This window comes from Bacteroides congonensis (assembly GCF_900130125.1).
GTDB lineage: Bacteria > Bacteroidota > Bacteroidia > Bacteroidales > Bacteroidaceae > Bacteroides > Bacteroides congonensis.
On record NZ_FQXY01000011.1, the window covers coordinates 35,953 to 58,546 of the forward strand.

Annotated in this window: 15 protein-coding genes and 1 pseudogene; 9 read left to right on the forward strand and 7 right to left on the reverse strand. The window is 43.1% G+C overall.

The features are described 5' to 3' along the window. The first annotated feature begins 5 nt into the window (after positions 1 to 5). From BQ7997_RS17705 to BQ7997_RS17720, 4 genes are all read left to right on the forward strand, one after another. Positions 6 to 1,676: an OstA-like protein gene (locus BQ7997_RS17705; RefSeq protein WP_073347514.1), complete on the forward strand. Its 1,671-nt coding sequence runs from the start codon at positions 6 to 8 to the stop codon at positions 1,674 to 1,676. A gap of 1 nt (position 1,677) precedes the next feature. Continuing rightward, entirely contained in the window at positions 1,678 to 1,977 is a 300-nt protein-coding gene (locus tag BQ7997_RS17710) for a hypothetical protein (protein WP_022137744.1), read from the forward strand. A 115-nt stretch (positions 1,978 to 2,092) separates the two neighbouring features. Next, on the forward strand, positions 2,093 to 3,994 hold the full coding sequence (mutL, locus tag BQ7997_RS17715) for a DNA mismatch repair endonuclease MutL (RefSeq protein WP_073347515.1): 1,902 nt from the start codon (positions 2,093 to 2,095) through the stop codon (positions 3,992 to 3,994). Positions 3,995 to 4,097: 103 nt separating this feature from the next. After that, on the forward strand, positions 4,098 to 5,285 hold the full coding sequence (locus BQ7997_RS17720; protein ID WP_022137742.1) for an OmpA family protein: 1,188 nt from the start codon (positions 4,098 to 4,100) through the stop codon (positions 5,283 to 5,285). A 169-nt stretch (positions 5,286 to 5,454) separates the two neighbouring features. On the opposite strand, the gene BQ7997_RS17725 is transcribed toward BQ7997_RS17720, so the two are convergent. Next, positions 5,455 to 6,093, reverse strand: a complete 639-nt coding sequence (locus BQ7997_RS17725; RefSeq protein WP_073347516.1) for an HU family DNA-binding protein — start codon at positions 6,091 to 6,093, stop codon at positions 5,455 to 5,457. 330 nt (positions 6,094 to 6,423) lie between these two features. On the opposite strand from BQ7997_RS17725, the gene BQ7997_RS17730 reads away from it, so the two are divergent. Continuing rightward, positions 6,424 to 7,827 carry a DUF3874 domain-containing protein gene (locus BQ7997_RS17730; RefSeq protein WP_083589293.1) on the forward strand — a complete coding sequence of 468 codons (1,404 nt, stop codon included), beginning with the start codon at positions 6,424 to 6,426 and terminating at the stop codon, positions 7,825 to 7,827. Between the two features lie 145 nt (positions 7,828 to 7,972). Here BQ7997_RS17730 and BQ7997_RS17735 read toward each other — a convergent pair whose 3' ends face one another. Next, complete coding sequence (locus tag BQ7997_RS17735) at positions 7,973 to 8,287, reverse strand: nucleotidyltransferase domain-containing protein (RefSeq protein ID WP_022137739.1); 315 nt, start codon at positions 8,285 to 8,287, stop codon at positions 7,973 to 7,975. A gap of 2 nt (positions 8,288 to 8,289) precedes the next feature. Next, a complete protein-coding gene (locus BQ7997_RS17740; RefSeq protein WP_073347517.1) occupies positions 8,290 to 8,727 on the reverse strand; it encodes an HI0074 family nucleotidyltransferase substrate-binding subunit in 438 nt (145 codons plus the stop codon). A gap of 645 nt (positions 8,728 to 9,372) precedes the next feature. Here BQ7997_RS17740 and BQ7997_RS17745 point away from each other — a divergent pair. Continuing rightward, a complete protein-coding gene (locus tag BQ7997_RS17745; protein WP_139260930.1) occupies positions 9,373 to 10,581 on the forward strand; it encodes a hypothetical protein in 1,209 nt (402 codons plus the stop codon). Between the two features lie 43 nt (positions 10,582 to 10,624). Here the strand turns inward: BQ7997_RS17745 and BQ7997_RS17750 are convergent. Both BQ7997_RS17750 and BQ7997_RS17755 read right to left on the reverse strand, forming a co-directional pair. Next, positions 10,625 to 10,915, reverse strand: a pseudogene (locus tag BQ7997_RS17750) (DUF4411 family protein); the annotation flags it as partial. Positions 10,916 to 10,928: 13 nt separating this feature from the next. After that, the gene (locus tag BQ7997_RS17755) at positions 10,929 to 12,047 is read right to left on the reverse strand and encodes an ImmA/IrrE family metallo-endopeptidase (RefSeq protein ID WP_083589294.1); all 1,119 of its coding nucleotides are present in this window, start codon (positions 12,045 to 12,047) and stop codon (positions 10,929 to 10,931) included. 199 nt (positions 12,048 to 12,246) lie between these two features. Between BQ7997_RS17755 and BQ7997_RS17760 the strand changes: the two genes are divergently transcribed. Further along, entirely contained in the window at positions 12,247 to 14,625 is a 2,379-nt protein-coding gene (locus BQ7997_RS17760) for a DUF2339 domain-containing protein (RefSeq protein ID WP_073348431.1), read from the forward strand. 94 nt (positions 14,626 to 14,719) lie between these two features. On the opposite strand, the gene trpS is transcribed toward BQ7997_RS17760, so the two are convergent. Beyond that, a complete protein-coding gene (trpS, locus tag BQ7997_RS17765; RefSeq protein ID WP_073347521.1) occupies positions 14,720 to 15,814 on the reverse strand; it encodes a tryptophan--tRNA ligase in 1,095 nt (364 codons plus the stop codon). 347 nt (positions 15,815 to 16,161) lie between these two features. Between trpS and carB the strand changes: the two genes are divergently transcribed. Continuing rightward, positions 16,162 to 19,383 (forward strand): carbamoyl-phosphate synthase (glutamine-hydrolyzing) large subunit, encoded by a 3,222-nt coding sequence (gene carB, locus BQ7997_RS17775; RefSeq protein ID WP_044653941.1) that lies wholly within the window; start codon positions 16,162 to 16,164, stop codon positions 19,381 to 19,383. A gap of 269 nt (positions 19,384 to 19,652) precedes the next feature. Here carB and BQ7997_RS17780 read toward each other — a convergent pair whose 3' ends face one another. Then, positions 19,653 to 21,635, reverse strand: coding sequence for a family 20 glycosylhydrolase (locus BQ7997_RS17780; RefSeq protein WP_083589295.1), 1,983 nt, complete (start codon positions 21,633 to 21,635; stop codon positions 19,653 to 19,655). Positions 21,636 to 21,771: 136 nt separating this feature from the next. Between BQ7997_RS17780 and yaaA the strand changes: the two genes are divergently transcribed. Beyond that, a complete protein-coding gene (gene yaaA, locus BQ7997_RS17785; protein ID WP_073347522.1) occupies positions 21,772 to 22,545 on the forward strand; it encodes a peroxide stress protein YaaA in 774 nt (257 codons plus the stop codon). Positions 22,546 to 22,594: the final 49 nt, after the last annotated feature.

Genomic DNA, 22,594 nt, shown 5'->3' on the forward strand with positions numbered 1-22,594 from the left:
TTTATATGCTGAAACAAAATAAGAAAGATAAACAACAAGACAGGCATAGATGGCTCCTTATAGGCTTTCTATGCCTGTTTGGTGTATGTCTTGTGGCGCAAAACCCCAAGAAACCATCGGACGACAAGAAGCAGCCGGAGAACAAAAAGACGAAAGTTTATTTGCTCCATGCTGACGAAGGACAGGCTGACAAGTTGGCTCGTCCGGATGTGCAAGTGTTGATCGGTAACGTGAAAATGCGCCATGACAGTATGTATATGTACTGTGACAGTGCATTGATTTTCGAGAAAACGAACTCGGTGGAAGCCTTTAGCAATGTGCGTATGGAGCAGGGAGACACCTTATTTATATACGGTGACTACCTTTACTATGACGGAATGACGCAGATAGCCCAACTCCGTGAAAACGTGAAGATGATTAACCGCAACACCACCCTGCTGACAGACAGTCTGAACTACGACCGTCTCTACGACCTCGGATATTACTTTGAAGGCGGAACTTTAATGGATGAAGAAAATGTGCTGACTTCCGACTGGGGGGAATATAGCCCTGCGACAAAGCAATCAGTATTCAACCATGACGTGAAACTCGTGAATCCTAAGTTCGTATTGACTTCCGATACATTGCGCTACAATACCGATAATAAAATTGCCGTTATCCTCGGTCCTTCCAATATCGTGAGTGATAATAATCACATCTACTCCGAACGGGGATTCTATAACACACTGACCGAGCAAGCCGAACTGCTCGACCGTTCTGTCCTGACCAATCAGGGAAAGAAACTGGTAGGTGACAGTTTGTTCTATGACCGCGTCATCGGTTATGGCGAAGCCTTTGATAATGTGAGAATGACGGATACCATCAACAAGAATATGCTGACAGGCGATTACTGTTTCTATAATGAGTTGACGGACTCCGCCTTTGCTACCAAACGGGCTGTTGCCATTGATTATTCACAAGGCGATAGCCTCTTTATGCACGGTGATACTTTGCAGATGGTGTCATATAATCTGAATACCGATTCTTTGTTCCGCCTGATGAAGGCTTACCATAAAGTGCGTATGTACCGTACCGATGTGCAGGGAGTATGTGACTCACTGGTTTATAACTCGAAAGATTCCTGCATGACGATGTATGTTGACCCGATTCTATGGAATGACGGTCAGCAGCTACTTGGCGAGCAGATTAAGATTTATATGAACGACAGCACCATTGACTGGGCGCATATCATCAACCAGGCACTGACGGTGGAAATGAAAGACTCCATCCACTATAATCAAGTGTCCGGCAAGGAGATGAAAGCCTATTTTGAAAATGGAGATATGCGGCATATCGAAGTGATTGGTAATGTGCAGACCGCTTTCTACCCCGAGGAAAAAGACAGCACAATGACCGGATTCAATTGTCTGGAAGGTAGTGTGCTTCATCTTTATATGAAAGATAAGAAAATGGAAAAAGGACTGTTTGTCGGCAAATCCAACGGAACCATGTATCCGATGGACCAAATACCGCCCGACAAACTGCGTCTTCCTACTTTTGCCTGGTTCGATTATGTCCGTCCGCTGAATAAAGACGATATATTCAACTGGAGGAGCAAACGGGCGGGAGAAACCCTGAAACCTACCACCGACCGGCGACCGAAAACAGAAAAGCGAAACTTAATTAATATGAAGTAGTATGGGAATGTTTAATTCGATGAGGAAACCTCGTGGTTTTAATCATCAATACATTTACGTCAACGAGCGCAAGGAAAAGCTCGACAAGATGGAAGAAAAGGCAAAGCGCGACTTGGGCATGCTGCCGGAGAAAGAATTTGATCCGGAAGATATCCGTGGCAAGTTTGTCGAGGGAACGACCCATCTGAAAAGAAGAAAGGCAAGTGGCCGTAAACCGGTTTCCTTCGGAGTCATATTGGTTATCATTGCTTTCCTTCTATTTATATGGCATTATTTGGCGACAGGAAGCTGGAGTTTTTAAAAAAAGTGAATGAAAGATGATAACAGGCACGGATTACACGGATTTCACGGTTTTTATAATTTACCACCGCGTAATCCGTGAAATCCGTGCCTGAAAGAATATAAACAGGAGAATTATGAGCGATATTATTCATTTGTTGCCTGATTCGGTAGCTAACCAGATTGCTGCCGGTGAAGTGATACAACGTCCGGCATCTGTTATCAAGGAACTGGTGGAGAACGCGATTGATGCAGATGCGCAAAATATACATGTATTAGTGACTGATGCGGGGAAAACCAGCATACAGGTCATTGACGACGGAAAGGGAATGTCCGAAACGGACGCCCGTCTTTCCTTCGAGCGCCATGCTACTTCCAAGATACGTGAAGCTGCTGATTTGTTTGCTTTGCGTACGATGGGATTTCGCGGAGAAGCTCTGGCTTCCATCGCGGCAGTGGCACAGGTGGAACTGAAGACACGCCCTGAATCGGAAGAACTGGGAACGAAACTGGTGATAGCAGGCTCTACGGTGGAGAGTCAGGAAGCTGTTTCCTGCTCTAAAGGAAGTAACTTCTCCATCAAGAACCTGTTCTTTAACGTCCCTGCGCGCCGTAAATTTCTGAAAGCAAACTCAACGGAGTTGAGTAATATCCTTGCCGAATTCGAACGGATTGCTCTGGTTCATCCTGAAGTTGCCTTTTCACTGTATAGCAATGATTCCGAACTTTTTAATCTTCCGGTATCTCCGTTGCGTCAGCGTATTATGGCTATCTTCGGTAAAAAGCTGAATCAGCAGTTACTTAATATAGAGGTGAATACCACCATGGTGAAAATCTCCGGCTACGTCGCCAAACCGGAGACAGCCCGCAAGAAAGGCGCTCATCAGTACTTCTTCGTTAACGGACGCTATATGCGCCATCCTTATTTCCACAGGGCAGTGATGGAGGCTTATGAGCAGTTGATTCCTGCCGGCGAACAGATTTCTTACTTTATCTATTTCGAAGTAGACCCGGCTAATATTGATGTGAATATCCACCCGACCAAGACCGAAATCAAGTTTGAGAATGAACAGGCCATCTGGCAGATTCTTTCAGCATCGGTCAAGGAGTCGTTGGGTAAGTTCAGCGCTATTCCTTCCATTGATTTTGATACGGAAGATATGCCTGATATTCCCGTATTTGAACAAAAGACAACTTCTGAGCCGCCCAAGGTACATTATAATTCGGATTATAATCCGTTCAAAGTATCCGCAGGCGGTAGTGGCGGCGGTTCGTACAGCCGTTCAAAGGTGGAATGGGAAGATTTATACGGTGGTCTGACGAAAGCCAGCAAGATGAATAATCCGATGCCGGAGCCCGAAATGGAGTGGGAAGACTCGGTTGTCAGCGAAGAAACGTCTGTTATAGAAGAAAAAGTGGAGACAGTGACCTCTAGGGCTTCTTCTACTCTATATGCCAGCGAGCCTGTGATAGAAAAAGGGAACCAGCATTTGCAGTTTAAGGGGCGGTTTATTCTGACTTCCGTAAAATCCGGTTTGATGCTTATCGACCAGCATCGGGCGCATATCCGGGTGCTTTACGACCGCTATATGGTTCAGATTCAGCAGAAGCAGGGAGTATCGCAAGGTGTTCTTTTTCCCGAAATATTGCAATTGCCGGCTTCGGAAGCCGCTGTGTTGCAAAGCATTATGGATGATTTATCCGCAGTAGGTTTCGATTTGAGTAATTTGGGTGGCGGAAGCTATGCCATTAACGGAATCCCGTCGGGTATCGAAGGGCTGAATCCGGTCGAATTGGTGCGCAATATGCTACATACGGCGATGGAAAAAGGGAACGATGTGAAGGAAGAAATCCAGAATATACTGGCATTGACATTGGCGCGTGCGGCGGCAATCGTTTACGGACAGGTGCTTAGCAACGAGGAAATGGTCAGCCTGGTGGATAATCTTTTTGCCTGTCCCTCACCGAATTACACTCCGGACGGGAAAACTGTTTTGACGACAATCAAGGAAGAAGATATCGAACGTTTATTCAAATAAAGCAAATAATTTCATCTATTTCTAAAACCTTTTAGTTCAGTTCGTGTTATTTAATTAGTTCAACAAAGAAAAAGATTTAAATAACCACTTAACTATTAGGTATATGAAAAAGATTCTGATGTTGCTGGCTTTTGCCGGCGTTGCGTCTGTCGCTTCTGCGCAGCAGACTATGACGGTAACTGAATACGAAGTGATTCAGGTACAAGATAAATATCAAGTAATAACCAACCCGTTTTGGAGCAACTGGTTCTTCTCAGTAGGAGGCGGTGCTCAAGTGTTGTATGGTAACAATGACCATATCGGCAAATTCAGAGACCGCGTCGCTCCTACATTCAACGTGTCTCTCGGCAAATGGGTGACTCCGGGCTTCGGACTGCGTTTGCAATACAGCGGACTGCAAGCTAAAGGATTCACAATGAACGAAACTGCCAATTATGTAGTCGGTGGCCCGAGAGAAGACGGTTCTTACAAGCAGAGATGGGATTACATGAACCTTCACGGTGATTTGATGATTAACCTGAACGCGCTCTTCGGTGGATACAACCCGAACCGTGTATATGAAATCATTCCTTATATCGGTGCCGGCTGGGCTCATTCTTACTCAAAGCCTCACACTAATGCCGCTACTTTCAATGCAGGTATTATCAACCGTTTCCGCCTGTCCAGTGCTGTCGACTTGAACATTGAGTTGAGTGCGACCGGCCTTGAAGGCAAATTTGACGGTGAACATGGTGGTAAACGTGATTATGACGGTATCCTCGGTGCTACTGTCGGCGTAACTTATTATTTCCCGACTCGTGGATTCCAGCGTCCTGTACCACAGATTATCTCCGAACTCGAATTGAATCAGATGCGTAACCAGATGAATGCGATGGCAGCCGCCAATATGCAGTTGCAACAGCAGTTGGCTAATGCACAACAACCGGTTGAAGTGGAAGAACAGGAAGCGGTAGTCATTACAGACCCGAATATCGCTCCGCGTACCGTATTCTTCACGATTGGTTCGGATAAACTGTCTCCGCAAGAAGAAATGAACCTGTCTTATCTTGCCAGCCGCATTAAAGAATTCCCGGGCACTACCTATACTATCAACGGATATGCCGACTCTGCAACAGGTAGTCCGGCTTTCAACCAGAAGTTGAGTCTGGAACGTGCACAGGTTGTTAAAGACTTGCTGGTTAAGAAGTATGGTATTCCTGCTGATAACTTGAAGGTTGCCGCCGGTGGTGGCGTCGATAAGTTCGGTCAACCGATTCTGAACCGTGTTGTGTTGGTAGAAACTGCAAAGTGATAATGTGATTTCAGCGTTCAGCGATTCTCTGTAATCGCTTGCTGGAAAGGAAAAGCGGCTGAAAGCGAACCCTGAAATGAGAGGTTTGCGCTTTCAGCCGCCTTTTTTTATTGGTAGCTTATCTTATTGGCAAATGGTTACTGCTCCTGAACCTTTGCTTTATTCGTACTTATCTTACAGGCTGATAATCCCTGGATTTTCCATAAAATCCGGGAGCAGGCACATATATCGGCTGATTGGGAATACCGATATTCAGTAGCTTACCCTCTTTGCGAAGGCGGCGGATATGAATCATGGCTGTGGAGCGTACCATCCCTGTGATACCTTGAAAGTCGGAACGTTGCATAATCTGATGGTCGACGAAATATTCTTTCAACCGCATGTCTATCTCTATTTCCGATAATTTGGCGGAATGTCTGACCCGCTTCATCTGTTTTATTTTTATAGTTCCGACAGATCGTTTCAACCTTTTGTCCGAGCGGAATTGTATAGCTTTCAATTTCACTTTCGAATTCTTGCGGGGAGTATTTGCGGATATTTCCTCGGTGGCGGTCAGCGTAGGGTAGAAATAGCCGATGCCATCCAGATGCACCTGCCTTCCTTCTCCCAATTCTTCTCCCATTACTTGCGAGAGAGCATCCAATACGGCAGTCACGTCTACTTCGTTCAGTGTGCAACGCGCCTGTATTCTACTTCTGAGTTCTTCCGTATCTACCTGCCCGTTGGCGATGATGCGCGGATGGAATCTTTTCTTTTTGGGCTTGTCCGGTGATACCGGATTCTCGTACCAGTCAAATAATATAGCCATAGTTCCTTTCTTTTATAGATGTACTTCCGTACTGTTTTTCCTATACTTCCTTTGGATTGTTCTTCCTTTAAATGTACCCGCTAATCTTAATCAGCTTATACGCTAACCTTCGTTAGCATATAAGATAACCATAGCTAGCCTATCGGCTAACATTAATTAGCTTTTGTAATTCCTTATTGCAAAGATACAATACAAAGGCTTGCTAACCTAATAATAAAGGCTTTATTTCATAAATGCAATTAGTTAAGGACAAACTTGCAACCGGCTTGCAAACCGCTATCGTGAGGTTGTATATTTGGCATGTGAAAACATTAAAATAACAACAAAAATATGATGGAAAAAGTAACAAATTTGTTCTCTATGCTGATGAAAGTGTGGAGAACTGGAATGAAAAAAGAGATTGTTTTAGCAGAAGTGAAAACGAATGGGTTGAAAATGGTCGGGGTGAAAAAAGTAGAAGCAGGACTGTCTGTCCCGGAAGAGATACAGCCGGAATCAGTGGAACAACTGGAATCTGCGGAACAACCGGAGTGCTCTGAATTATCAGGAGTGTCGGATTTGCCACTATCTAAACCGGATGGTAAGAAAACCGCCTCTACCTGCCTGACGGAGCAGGTAAACGATTTTTTGCGTACACAGTATGATTTCCGTTATAATCTTCTGACAGAAGAAACGGAATTCCGTCCGTTGGATGATGCGGGTAAAGCAATCGGTCTTTTTCAACCGGTGAGCAAACGTGATTTGAACACCTTTTGTATGGAAGCTCATGCAAAGGGGATTAGTTGCTGGGATAAGGACGTGAGTCGCTATATTTACTCTACCCGTATTGCCGAATACCACCCTTTCCGGCTCTATATGGACGAATTGCCCGTTTGGGATGGCATTGATCGCGTCACTTCGTTGGCATTGCGCGTTTCCGACTTACCTCTGTGGGTGCGCGGCTTTCATACATGGCTTTTGGGAGTTGCCGCCCAATGGTCGGGAAAAACAGGGATTCATGCCAATAGTGTAGCTCCTATCCTCGTAAGTTCGGAACAGGGGCGGTTGAAGTCTACTTTCTGCAAGTCGTTGATGCCTGCGGCTTTGCAGCATTACTATATGGATAATCTGAAACTGACTTCGGAAGGGAAGGCAGAACGGCTTATGTCGGAGATGGGGCTGATTAATCTTGATGAATTTGACAAATATGCTGCGGGTAAGATGCCTTTATTGAAAAATCTGATGCAAATGTCGAGCCTGCATATCTGCAAGGCGTATCAGAAAAACTATCGTGACTTGCCGCGAGTCGCTTCATTTATAGGCACTTCCAATCGCTATGATTTGTTGAATGACCCTACGGGCAGCCGTCGTTATCTTTGTGTGGAAGTAATAAAACCGATTGATTGCGAGGGCATCGAACATGCACAACTCTTTGCCCAACTGAAAGCTGAACTGGAACAGGGAATTCCTTATTGGTTCAGCAAGGAACAGGAACGTGAACTGCAAAGGCACAACGTGTCTTTTTATCATGCCTGCCCTGCTGAGGATGTTTTTAACTGCTGTTTTCGTGTAGCTTTACCGGAAGAAGAATGTTTACATCTATCCGCAGCGGAGATATATCAGGAACTGAAAAAGATGAATTCAGCCGCATTGAGAGGTTTTAATCCGAACCAGTTTGCACAAGTGTTGACGAAGATGGGAGTGGGGAGGAAACATACGGAGTATGGAAATGTATATTCGGTAATACGCCGCTGATTGACCGATTGAATTCGTAAACATGAAACGGCTGAAAGCAATATTTTTTACTTTTGTGGTTCGCTTTCAGCCGGAATGCCGATGAATAAGAGGTTTCAGAGTGGCTGAAGAGGCTGGAAGCGAAATCTTGCAGAAGAAGTTGTTTTTAATCGCAACTCTCATTCTTGTTGTAGAAAGGCAGTCCTACCCGTATTATATGTTCTCCTATTGGAGTGTCGATGTTTTTATTGTAATCTATAACATCGACTTTATATAATAGTCCCAAATCCTCTATCTGAATATTAATGTCCATTAGTTGGTCAAAAGAAATTTCATTACCTACCGCAGCTAAATCTATATCAGAACCTTCCGAATATGTTCCTTTAGCTCTGGATCCAAAGATCAGAACCTTATCTATATTAGCGTGTTTGCGAAACACACTGCAAATATCCGATATGACAGTGTTGCTTAGTCCGTACATAATTAGAATAATGTATTCATTTCCGCTCTTAATTTCTCCTCATTCAATCTGGTGTCCAGTTGTTTTAACAGATGAGAGTATTCCTCATATATTTTTCGTGCAATCTGTATGGCGTCTCCTTCATTATAGGTATGCGAGGTGGTGACTCGTGCTTTTGCCATACGTCGCCAACCGTCGTGGTCGGAAATCAAACCGTCTTCGAAAGCTTGTTGGAGAGTGCCGTTGGGACCCTGTACAAATTCATATCCTTTATATTTTAAGAAATCCTGAAGAACTTTCCACCCAAGTTCAAAAGTATATTCAAATCGTTGGATTAACCCTTCCATTTCCAATTCGGATAAACTATCCGGTTGATTACCGGATTCTGTTATATCCAGGATTCTTTTATTAGCACGATGAAAACTATCATATCGTTGCAGCCAGCGTATATCTTGTTCCATATAAGTATCTTGTTTTTAAGTAAGGAGTTTCTGTATTGCAAAAATACGTATACTATCGGGAAAGACAAAGACAAAGCATGAATTCTTTCTCATATTTCTCACCTTGCAGCCGATTAAAGAGAATTGATATTTCCTTTTGCCTAATTATCTTATTAAGAGTGATTTGCTCCAAATGCATGATTTTATTTGCTGCCAACAAATGATTTCGTAGTTTATCAGCAAATGAATTTGTTTGTTACTGATGGATGATAATACTATTTCTTTCGGGGAAAGCATATAAGATAAAGCATTGATTGCTTTATTTTTATGGTTGGAAGAAAGGAGATATAGAAAAAATGTATATATTTGTATCATTGTTTCCGATAGCGTTCGGTAGCAAATTATTTTCTTTAAAATATTTGTAAGAAGCGTTGTGCTTCATTCTTGTTGTCGAAAACCTGAGAAATTTTCAAGATACACGAGGATGGCATGAGCGGTTCTCACGTTTTACAACGTGGGGCTGCTGTCCATTTAGTGTATCGGGTTTTCTCAGGACCTTCGGCAACGAAATGGCACGCAGTTCCGCGTTTCTTTATATATAATGAATAAAGCCGAGAAGGGACTGGTTAGGCGATATTGATGAACATGAATACAAAAATCAGGTTAATGAGAAAAGTTTGTGTACTAACTGGGCTATTATTCTCGACAATGAATGTCTATCCGCAGGATATTTTGACAAAAAAGAATGGTGACGAGGTAGAAGTGAAGGTTGTTAAAATCTCTAGTAATGAAATAGAGTATAAGAAGTGGGCAAATCAAGATGGTCCATCTTACACTCTGCCAAAAAGTGAGGTTTTCATGGTTAAGTATAAAAATGGCGAGAAGGATGTATTTAATGAAAGTAGTTTACCTTTGTCAAACCAGCAAAGTCAGTCAACAAATAATGCACCTGTCAAGGTGGAGCCTTCAAATGATAATGTTTCTCTTATTGAGCAATATAATAAGATGGGACATAAATTTGGTGGGCTGAAGGCTAAAGCTAAAGAAGCAAAATGTTGGTGGGGTACATTGGGGGTTACTCAATCATCTGTATTATCTTCCGATGAAATCCAAATAACTATTTCTCAAGAGAAAAAGAGTTATCCTTATTTTGCATACAACTATGACGGAAGTGTGATTAAAGGATGCTATGGTGAAAGATATATGTGGTTCAAGGGTAAATATTTAATAGAAATAGCTAATAAAACGTCTCAAACTATCTACATAGACAAAGCAAATTCCTTTAGAGTAGAGCCTGACGGTAGTTATCACATGTATTACAATCTTCAGCAGACAACGACTAATCAAGGAAGTGGTTCCGGAGGCGGTCTTAACTTAGGGGCTGTAACAGGTGCATTAGGTATTGGCGGTGTTGTAAATACGTTGGCTGGAGGCACGAGTGTGGGGGGTGGAAATGAGTCGTCTGTTTCGACAACATATTCAGACCAAAGAATTGTGGCGATTCCGCCATATGGAAAAATGATTTTATCCAAAGATGAAGCTATTCCAATAAAAAAATCATCTACTGGCTATGATAAATTTAAGATGAATTCATTTTCAGAAGATTTTAAAAATGGAAAAATTCCAGATTTGCAATATGGGGAATATAGGACATTCACAGAACAAGATAGTCCTGCTAATAAAAAATATATAATAACGTATTCCTCAGATTCTGATTTCAAGTCAAATAAACAGTTTGAATTTGGTGTATATATTAAAGATGCAATTGGCGGAAGAGCTAATTCCATTTCTTTTTATGATTATGATTATCTTGTGAAAAAATATGTAAGCAATGTTAGTGTTAATACTATTATTATTGGTGGTGGTAATTTGTAGAAATTGAAGATAGTATTGTTGAAATGAACCGGGGTAACCCATTCTAATATGTCTCTCCCAACTCTCTGAACATTTCTTCCAGTTGAATGCATTTTACATTATATTGCATACAGACATCTGGAAGTTTGATTTCTTCCGGACTGTTGGGAGCTGACCTCTCCATAGAAACAATTGTCCATTCTGCCGGATTGACAGAAGCGAAAGAAGCCAAATAAATATTGGCTTTATTCATACGAAGGAACTTTGTTTTAGCTTTGGGGATATAAAACGTGTTTGTAGTAGCCCACTGGACTATCGCTGTCAGCTTCTGAACCGACATGGCATTGTCGAATTTTACAAAGAATGAGTCATTGGGATTTTATAATTTTGTGAAATGTGTCGCCTTTTAATCCGGTAATCCGATAAGCATCCATGTGTAATAGCATATTTCTATTCAGTGCGTTATTGACATGGATAAGAAATGTACGACTATTCTTTTTTATTGCAGATGGATAGAAATTGCCACCTTTATTGTTTTCTATATGTATTATCGGTTCATTTACCCAGGAATTGTATAACTGAAAAAATCTGGAACTGGTAATTAATCCCAATTCCATAGCTCTCCTTGCTATAACAAAACGACTGACTTTGAAACGTTTAGATAAAGTCATATAGTCTTCTCCGAGATTTGTCCAGACTTCTTTGAATAATAGTTCCGGTACTAAGAAATTGGCGGCAACTTTATCACAAAACTTTTCTGTTTCAGAAGAATGTTCTATATCAATTTCACCAACTCCCGCGCTATATCCCGTTAGGATATGGGCAAACTCATGTATCAACGTAAACATTTGGGCTACTTTAGCATCCTTGCTGTTTACGAAGATGAATGGGGCATAATCATCTATTAGTGTGAAGCCGCGACAAATTTTCACCGGAATAGGACGAGAATTATTAAATCCAACGACACTGTTATAACTAATGATAACGCCTTTGTCTTCCATCCTTTTGGTGATATATTTTAAGGCATCATCAATATTCTTATATTCAAAAGCCCAATTATGAGGAAGCTGTAATATGTCCCTTATCTTGTCGCAGACTTCCTGAATACTATTTTCCGAAGTAAAAATGCCTACGTAATTTGCCTTGTCAAAATCCAGTTTGCGTAGGTAATTGGAAAGCCAGTCTTGCCGTTCCTGCATTTCTATTATCGTATCATAGACGTTTATATCATGAGAACGATCGTCTATATTACGGAAAAATGGGATTGGACAGACTTCTTGGGGAGGTTCATTGAGGAACATATATCCTAAAGGTACATAGAGTTTTCGAGCAAACTGTTCTATATTCTTGAAAGTCGGTAATTTTGTACCATCTAACCATTGCTGAAATGTGGGGTTTTCAGCTACATATTCATCAACTGTTTTTCCTATTCGTTCAACAGCCCAAATAAGAATGTTTTGATTAATATGTATTCTGGTTACGCTCATAATTTATTTTTGTTGGTTTGTCACTACAAAAGTAATATTTATCTTTCACTTTTGATGGATAAATTAGAAAGATGTAGTTTGTTTGAGATTTATATTTGCTTTTCGTAGTAAATAGAAGAAATAAAACTTTTTACAGGGATTGCTCCATGATATGATTAAATATTTTATATTTGTGATATTGAATCAAATACAAAATGCTATGGGCGATTTGAATAGTATATATCCGCTACTTGGTATAGTGATACTTATTGTTTTGCTATGTCGGTTTGATGGGCGGTTTACGAAGATAGAGAAAGAGCTTGATGCGATAAAAAAACAGATGGATGCTCTCCTGAAAGGGCAGGCAAAAATGGCTGCTGGTGATATGAAATCAAGTGAAGAGATACCTGAAAAAGTAGTAGCAGAAGTCTTGCCAAAAGAGAAATTGGTTGAAGAAGAGTTGGTTGTTCAAGAATCAGGTATAGTTGTTGAGACTGTGGTTGCTGAGAAATTGCAAGATGCTCCGGAATCTGTTCAAGAATCTATTCAGGAAGAAATTATTGAAAGTATCCCAGTTGAGGTTACAGTTCGGGAAGAGTCTGTAATGTCTCCCGAACTGATTCATATGGCACCGACTACTCCGAAACCACCGAAGAAACAAGTAAATTATGAGAAGTTTATCGGCGAAAACCTGTTTGGAAAGATTGGTATTCTCATATTTGTGATAGGGGTGGGCTTCTTTGTGAAGTACGCCATTGATAAGAACTGGATAAACGAGACTTTCCGTACCGTACTTGGTTTCCTGACGGGGGCGGCACTACTGTTTGTTGCCGAACGCTTGCAGAAGAAATATCGTACATTCAGTTCACTGCTTGCCGGTGGTGCTTTCGCTGTGTTCTATCTCACGGTTGCTATCGCATTCCATTATTATCATATCTTCTCGCAGACTGTTGCATTTATAATTCTGGTAGCTATCACTATATTTATGTCTGTTCTTTCTGTGATATATGACAGGCGTGAGCTGGCTATTATTGCACTTGTAGGCGGATTTTTAGCCCCCTTCATTGTGAGTAACGGCGAAGGAAGTTATCAAGTTCTGTTTACTTATGTGAGCATTTTGAATTTGGGAATGTTCGGGCTTTCCATCTATAAAAAGTGGGGCGAGCTTCCGATAATCTCATTTGTATTTACTTGTCTGATAATGGCTAGTTTCTTATTGTTGAGTTATTCTTCCCGCTCTACGGTCATTTCGGGACATTTGCTAATGTTCGCCACCCTGTTCTATTTTATCTTTTTGCTTCCTGTGTTTTCCATTCTCCGTGGAGAGAAGATGCAGGCAATGAGCCGCGGGCTGGTATTTGTCATCATCACTAATAATTTTGTCTATCTGCTTTCGGGTATTCTATTCCTGAAGAACATGGGACTGTCTTTTAAGGCGAGCGGTCTGTTGAGCCTGTTTATCGCTCTCGTTAACTTGGGGCTGGTTCTTTGGTTGTGGAAGAATAGAAAGGAATATAAATTCCTCGTGCATACCACGTTGGGGCTTGTGCTGACATTTGTCTCCATTACAGTTCCGATTCAACTGGACGGAAACTATATAACCTTGCTTTGGGCATCGGAAATGGTATTGCTGTTGTGGCTCTATGTTAAGTCGAAAATTAGAGTATATGAGTATGCGGCTAAAGTTCTGGTAGGACTCACTTTCGTTTCTTACTTGATGGATGTGTATAGTGTGATGTTTGAACATCATTCTTTGGATACAATTTTTCTGAATAGTTCATTTGCCACCTCTTTGTTTGTGGGATTAGCGACAGGAGCATTTGCTTTATTAATGGAATATTATCATTCCTTCTTCTCTACGGCACGTCGGTTGAAATATAGTTTCTGGAATCCTTTTATGCTTATAGTTTCCGTAGCCATCCTTTATTATACATTTATGATGGAATTCAGTTTGTATTTTGAAGGAGCGACGCGAAGCGGAGCTATGTTCTTGTTTACAGCCATATCCATTTCGAGTGTTTGCTATGCTTTCAGAAAACGATTCCCGATAACGAAACATCTCACTTCTTATATCTTGGCTATCGGGGCAAACGTACTTGTATATATCATAAATATATGGGGTGACCAGAGAATATGGACTTCCTCTCCTGTTGTACTACCATGGCTGACAGCTGCGTTCGTAATAGCGAATTTGTATTATGTAGCACGCTTGTACTATACAACCATCGGCATAAAGCCCCGATTTACCGTATATATCAATATCCTTGCCACACTCATTTGGGTGACAATGGTACGCTCTTTCCTTTGGCAAGTGGGAGTAGACGAATTTAGTGCCGGACTATCGCTTTCATTAAGCATCGCCGGTTTCGTCCAAATGGGATTAGGAATGCGTCTGCATCAAAAAGTACTCCGCATGGTGAGCCTTGCGACTTTCGGAACAGTCCTGCTCAAACTCGTCTTTGATGATTTATGGGCTATGCCGACCATTGGCAAGATTATTGTATTTATCATTCTGGGATTGATATTGCTGATACTTTCATTCCTTTATCAGAAACTAAAGGATGTGTTGTTCAAGAATGACGAGGAAGAAACAAACTGAATCTTTGAAAAATATCCGATAAGAAAGGCTGCCTGTTCTACAAAAGAAGGGCAGCCTTTACCTTATAATTATGTTTATTCCCAGACGAAATCTTTTACTCTTGCGAGAAACGTTTCACCTGCTCTTCAATCAATTCCTTGTCATCAAAGTAATTAATCTTCATTGCTTTCTTTACGTCAGCCAAAGTCTCGGCAGCCGTAGCTCTTGCCACTTCGCAGCCTTGCTGAAGCATCTCGTAGATAGCAGGGATATCCTTGCTGAACTCCTTGCGACGATTGCGAATCGGTTCCAAAGTCTCCTGCATGATGGAATTCAGGAAACGTTTTACTTTCACGTCACCCAGTCCGCCGCGTTGGTAATGAGCTTTCAACTCTTCCAGATTCGGATAGTCCGGCAAGAAGCGTTCGAAATGTTCGGGGCGGCAGAAAGCGTCGAGATAAGTAAATACGGTGTTGCCTTCAATCTTTCCCGGATCTTGTACGCGGAGATGTCCCGGGTCAGTGTACATACTCATGATTTTCTTCTGAATCTCTTCCGGTTCTTCCGACAGATAAATACAGTTGCCGAGTGATTTGCTCATTTTCGCCTTGCCGTCCGTTCCCGGCAGACGCAGGCAAGCCGCATTGTCCGGCAACAGGATTTCCGGCTCTACCAGAGTTTCACCATATATATAGTTGAACCGGCGGACGATTTCGCGTGCCTGTTCGAGCATCGGTTCCTGGTCTTCGCCGACGGGGACGGTCGTTGCACGGAACGCCGTGATGTCCGCAGCTTGGCTGATGGGATAAGTGAAAAAACCTACGGGGATACTCGCTTCAAAGTTACGCATCTGGATTTCCGCTTTCACAGTCGGGTTACGTTGCAGGCGGGATACGCTGACAAGATCCATAAAGTAGAAACTGAGTTCGCACAGTTCCGGGATTTGCGACTGGATGAAGATAGTGGCCTTGGACGGGTCGATGCCGCAAGCCAAATAATCGAGGGCAACCTCGATTACATTCTGACGTACCTTTTCAGGATTGTCTATATTGTCGGTCAACGCCTGCGAATCGGCGATGAAGATAAACATCTTACTGTAATCACCTGCGTTCTGCAAGTCAACTCTGCGTTTCAACGAACCTACATAATGTCCGATATGAAGTCTGCCGGTAGGGCGGTCTCCCGTCAATATGATTTTTTCTTTTCCCATTGTTATTACCTTATTAATATAGATTTAGCGGCAAAGATACAGATAAAAACTGAAAGGAGCACTAAAATGCGCTCACTTCACTGTAAAAAAGTAGGCGTTTCTTTTTGCCATGTGCAAAATATGTCGTTACTTTGCACAAATTTTGAAATCGACAATGAACCAACAAGAAATCAGAAGTAAGTATTATCTACATTCGGATGTTTTGCACCCGGAAACGACAGGCTTCTTCTCTTTTCTCCAAAAACGATATTTTAGTTCTTTGGTAATGCGTTAATCCTTTTTTGAGGGTAACGCATTTTTTTTATGAACGAACTTAGAAACAACAACTTATTATAACAACAAAAGAAATGGAAAAGGAAATCAAGAAAGTTCTCGTTTTGGGCTCTGGAGCACTCAAAATCGGACAGGCCGGAGAGTTCGACTACTCAGGCTCACAAGCACTGAAAGCTTTGAAAGAAGAAGGTATCAGCTCAGTATTGGTAAACCCGAACATCGCAACCATTCAGACTTCTGAAGGGATCGCCGATAAAGTGTATTTCCTTCCCGTAAACACTTATTTTGTAGAAGAAATTATCAAGAAAGAACGTCCCGACGGTATCCTGCTGGCATTCGGCGGACAGACTGCGCTGAACTGCGGCGCGGAACTCTACACACAAGGTATTCTTGATAAGTACGGAGTGAAGGTGCTTGGTACATCGGTAGAAGCCATCATGTACACAGAAGACCGCGACCTGTTCGTTAAGAAACTGGACGAAATCGACATGAAGACTCCGGTGAGCCAGGCTGTAGAAAGCATGGAAGACGCGATTGCCGCAGCACGCAAAATCGGTTATCCGGTGATGGTACGCTCTGCTTACGCACTGGGTGGTCTTGGTAGCGGTATCTGCGCTAACGAGGAAGAATTCCTGAAACTGGCGGAAAGCTCATTCGCCTTCTCCAAACAAATCCTTGTAGAAGAATCTCTGAAAGGCTGGAAAGAAATCGAATTTGAAGTAATCCGCGACGCTAACGACCACTGCTTCACAGTAGCCAGCATGGAAAACTTCGACCCGCTGGGTATCCACACAGGTGAATCTATCGTTGTTGCTCCTACTTGCTCACTGGACGACAAGGAACTGAAAATGTTGCAGGAACTTTCTACGAAATGTATCCGTCACCTGGGTATCGTAGGTGAATGTAACATCCAGTACGCATTCAACTCTGATACGGACGACTACCGTGTGATTGAAGTAAACGCCCGTCTGAGCCGTTCTTCCGCTCTGGCTTCCAAGGCTACCGGTTATCCGTTGGCATTCGTTGCCGCCAAGATTGCTTTGGGGTACTCACTCGACCAAATCGGTGAGATGGGAACTCCGAACTCAGCTTATGTCGCTCCGCAACTCGACTACTATATCTGTAAAATCCCTCGTTGGGACTTGACGAAATTCGCCGGTGTATCCCGCGAAATCGGTTCAAGCATGAAGTCGGTAGGTGAAATCATGTCTATCGGCCGCTCTTTCGAAGAAATCATCCAGAAAGGTCTTCGTATGATTGGTCAGGGTATGCACGGTTTCGTAGGAAATGACGATTCACATTTTGACGACCTCGACAAAGAACTGTCTCGCCCGACAGACCTGCGTGTCTTCGCTATCGCGCAGGCAATGGAAGAAGGATATACTATCGACCGTATCCATGAACTGACTAAGATTGACCCTTGGTTCCTCGGCAAACTGAAAAATATCGTTGATTATAAAGCCAAATTGTCTACTTATAATAAGGTGGAAGATATCCCGGCAGACGTAATGCGCGAAGCTAAGATCTTAGGTTTCTCTGACTTCCAAATCGCCCGTTTCGTTTTGAACCCGACCGGAAACATGGAGAAAGAAAATCTTGCTGTACGTGCTCACCGTAAATCTTTGGGTATCCTTCCGGCTGTAAAACGCATCAACACCGTCGCTTCCGAACATCCGGAACTGACCAACTACCTGTATATGACCTATGCAGTGGAAGGTTATGACGTCAACTATTACAAGAATGAGAAATCAGTAGTCGTACTGGGTTCGGGTGCTTACCGCATCGGTAGCTCGGTAGAATTTGACTGGTGTTCGGTGAACGCTGTTCAGACTGCCCGCAAACTGGGTTACAAGTCTATCATGATTAACTACAACCCCGAAACGGTTTCTACCGACTATGATATGTGTGACCGTCTGTACTTCGACGAACTTTCTTTTGAACGTGTACTTGACGTAATCGACCTTGAACAACCTCGCGGCGTCATCGTTTCCGTAGGCGGACAGATTCCGAACAACCTGGCTATGAAACTGTATCGTCAGTCAGTTCCTGTACTGGGTACTTCTCCGATTTCCATCGACCGTGCCGAAAACCGTAACAAGTTCTCCGCTATGCTCGACCAACTGGGTATCGACCAACCGGCTTGGATGGAACTTACCAGCCTTGAAGAAGTGAAAGGTTTCGTAGAAAAAGTAGGTTATCCGGTATTGGTTCGTCCTTCTTACGTTCTTTCGGGAGCTGCAATGAATGTTTGCTACGATGACGAAGAACTGGAGAACTTCCTGAAGATGGCTGCCGAAGTTTCTAAGGAATATCCGGTAGTTGTTTCTCAATTCCTCGAAAATACAAAAGAAATTGAATTTGACGCTGTTGCGCAGAACGGTGAAGTGGTAGAGTACGCAATCTCCGAACACGTGGAATTTGCGGGTGTTCACTCCGGTGACGCTACGTTGGTATTCCCGGCTCAGAAGATTTACTTCGCGACTGCACGCCGCATCAAGAAAATCAGCCGTCAGATTGCCAAAGAACTTAATATTTCCGGCCCGTTCAACATTCAGTTCCTTGCCCGCAACAATGAGGTGAAAGTTATCGAATGCAACCTGCGTGCTTCGCGTAGCTTCCCGTTTGTTTCCAAAGTGCTGAAACGCAACTTTATCGAAACCGCTACCCGCATCATGTTGGATGCTCCCTATTCACAACCGGATAAATCGGCGTTCGATATTGACTGGATCGGTGTAAAAGCTTCTCAGTTCTCTTTCTCCCGTCTGCATAAGGCTGACCCGGTATTGGGCGTAGATATGTCTTCTACTGGTGAAGTGGGATGTATCGGCGACGACTTCTCCGAAGCATTGCTGAACGCGATGATTGCTACGGGCTTCAAGATTCCTGAAAAAGCAGTAATGTTCTCTTCAGGTGCTATGAAGTCGAAAGTTGATTTGTTGGATGCAAGCCGTATGCTGTTCGCAAAGGGATACAAAGTGTATGCTACCGCCGGAACTGCCGCATTCTTGAATGCTCATGGTGTAGATACGACTCCGGTTTACTGGCCGGATGAAAAACCGGATGCAGAGAACAACGTAATGAAGATGATTGCCGACCACAAATTCGACTTGATTGTCAACATTCCGAAGAATCACAGCAAACGCGAATTGACGAATGGTTACCGTATCCGCCGTGGTGCTATCGACCATAATATTCCGTTGATTACAAATGCCCGTCTGGCAAGTGCCTTTATCGAGGCATTCTGTGAACTGAAACTGAGCGATATTCAGATTAAGAGCTGGCAGGAATATAAATAAAAAAACTGCTTTAGCTGATTATCCCAATAAAAGAACTCCCTCTCCGGTTTGTCCGAAGGGGGAGTTTTTCTTTTGCGGTAAGGACTAAATTTCAGAGCCATAATGATAGAACCGTTTCCCTATAAGGGAACGTGAGTATCCACACTGGGAAACGCTAGTATCCTCGTAGGGAAACGGTTGTTTCCCCGTAGAGATACGGGAGTTTCCGTTGCAGGAAACGATAGGAAACTATAAGTCTCTGATTTTTAAATTAGTAGGATTACTTTCTATTATTTGTTTACACAGTAATTATATACCTTTAGATTTTCTATCCGGCTATTGAAATCTCCGGCTTTTTCCAACGGGAAAACCAATGTGCGGATATAGTTCATGGAATCTTTTCCCGCATTGAAGTAAAGTTTCTGCATATTCATTTCTTCAATTACCTTTCCGTTCACTCTAAGTGTAGTGCTACGGCTGTCACCTTCAATCTGAACCGTAGCCTTCTCTCCCGGATTCACCTTATATGGGAAAGTATTCAAATAACCGTCGCGTGCAAAACCCATCATGCCGCGAATCGGGTCTGTCAGGTAGAAGACGGCGTTCGGTGAACGGAATAGTTCTGTTCCGCTTTTCTCCAGTGCTCCGGTGATGTCGAAACTTACCGTATAGTTATAGCCGATTTCAGGATAATCGGACGTACTGCCGGGAGTAACTGTGGAACGTTCATAGACTAATGCGGGGCTCTTGCCGATTCTTCCCATCTGATTGACTCCGGGGGCTTCGCTGATGGCGGCACGCTTTTCATTATATGTTTCGTAAGACAGACTCGTATCTTTGCCTGTCCACATTTTCACGGCAAGAGTTTGCAGGGCGGGGAATACACGGTGATGAATATCTTTCACTGAAATTCCATTACCAACGTGGTCGTTCCAGACAGCAAACATACCTCCGAGGATGGCAGGGTGCTTTTCTTCAAATACGGCTTTGCCGATATGCGCCGGTGTCCATTTGTTATATAAGAATGATTCGTTGAGGTAATCGTAGTAATATCCGGCTATGGGAACCAGGTAAACCATTCCATCGGGAATACTGATAAGCTGGTAGCCGTCTTTTATCATGGTTGCCGGGTCGGCATATCCGTTGTACCAAGCATTCATGAGGACGTTCTCTGATTTGACGGGAGTGTCACCTTTGGCATGGGTGAGTGCACCCCAAACCATGGCTTGTTTGCCGAATCCTTCTACCAGGCGGATATAATGATCGGTGAACGCACGGAATTTTTCTACCACGTCCTTCTTCGCATTCGAGTATTCGTCAGTACCGATATGTACGCGGTTTCCTACAAATACGGGATTGTCTCCTTCCAGATATTCTTTGAACAAGGCATCCATAAATTCATAAGTTTCCGGCTTGAACAGGTCAAGATGATCCATTCCGTACTCCTTGCTGCCGATTTCCGGTTTGTAATGGGCGAACGCAAGTGAATGGGCGGGGATATCAATCTCCGGTATGATTTCTATAAAGTTGGCTGCTGCCTGTTTTTGGAAATCAATAAATTCTTTTTTTGAATAAGAACCGTCGCGGGCAGTCAGTCCCGGATAAGTGTCAGACTCCAGGCGGAAAGCGGCATACGTCTTGTCCCAGTTGTGTTCAAAGTATTGCTTGAACCCGTTATCATTCAGATGGACTTGCAAGGTGTTCATCTTGTAGTAAGCCATGATTTTCACCAGGTCTTGCAGATAAGGCATCGGGATAAATTTCCGACCGCAGTCTATCATAAACCCACGGATGGGATAGTCGGGATAATCACGGATAGTCCCTTTGGGGAGTTGATGGTCGGTGGTCTGTTCCGCTATTTGCAGGAGGGTGCGTGTACTCCAGTAAAGTCCGGTGGGAGTCGGGGCGGAGAGCGTCACGCGGTCGGCTATTTTGATGGCGTAGCCTTCTTGTCCCAGTTTCTTGTCTGTCGACAATGACAGGACGAAATCTCCGGCTTTCGCTTTGCCTTCCGTCACGTTCAATACCTGTCCGAACATTTGTTGATAATCATCGGCGAACATTCGGGCTATTCTCAATAGTTCGGGATTGGAAGAAGTGCAGACGATTTTCGCGTCCGTTTCCGGAATAAAATTACCGTCTTTTCCCGTCCATTGTTTCAGTTCGGGAACTACGAACGGTTTCGGATTAACGGCTGCGCGGGATAAATTCCCGGTCAGACAAAAGATTGTCAATAGGCATAGCACTTTCAGGGGGATCAGTGTGTGTCTCATAAGGGGGATTTTTGTTATTAATAAATGATTAAAGTTAATTGTCGGGCGAAAATAAGGATAATTTGGCTATCCGCCGGTAAGAGAAGCGATTTATTTTTTATTTTTGTTCTTTAAAAAGATAAAATCAGATTTAAACATGTTAGTACTTCTATCCTGTGCCAAGACTATGAGCGGGACTTCAAAGGTGAAAGTGCCTTTGAATACAGTTCCGCGTTTTCAAAAAGAAGCGTCGGGGATTGCTTTGCAGATGTCCCAGTTTTCGGTGGACGAACTGGAACGCTTGTTGCGTGTGAATTCGAAGATAGCCGTAGAAAATTATAAGCGTTTTCAAACCTTTCATGGGGAAGGAACGCCTGAACTCCCCGCTTTGCTGGCTTACACCGGAATCGTGTTCAAACGTCTGAACGCGAAGGATTTCTCCAAAGATGATTTTGAATATGCGCAGGAACACCTGCGACTGACCTCTTTCTGTTATGGCCTGTTGCGGCCGTTGGATACCATTCGTTCCTATCGTTTGGAAGGCGACGTGGTGCTGCCGGAATTGGGAAATCAGACCATGTTCTCTTATTGGCAGTCCCGCCTGACGGATGTGTTCATAGAAGATATAAAGAAGGCGGGTGGAGTACTCTGTAACCTGGCAAGTGACGAGATGAAAGGCCTGTTCGACTGGAAACGGGTGGAGAAAGAAGTGCGTGTCATCACCCCCGAATTTCAAGTGTGGAAGAATGGAAAATTGGCTTCGATAGTAATCTATATAAAGATGTCCCGTGGCGAAATGACACGTTTCATCCTGAAGAATAAGATTGAAAATCCTGAAAAACTGAAAAATTTCTCTTGGGAAGGATTCGAATTCAATGCATCTCTTTCGGACGAAAAGAAGTTTGTATTTACGAATGGTAAAGAAGTATAAGGTATGCTTAGGCAGAAGTATAAAATAGTTGCGGCGGTTATTAGCTTAA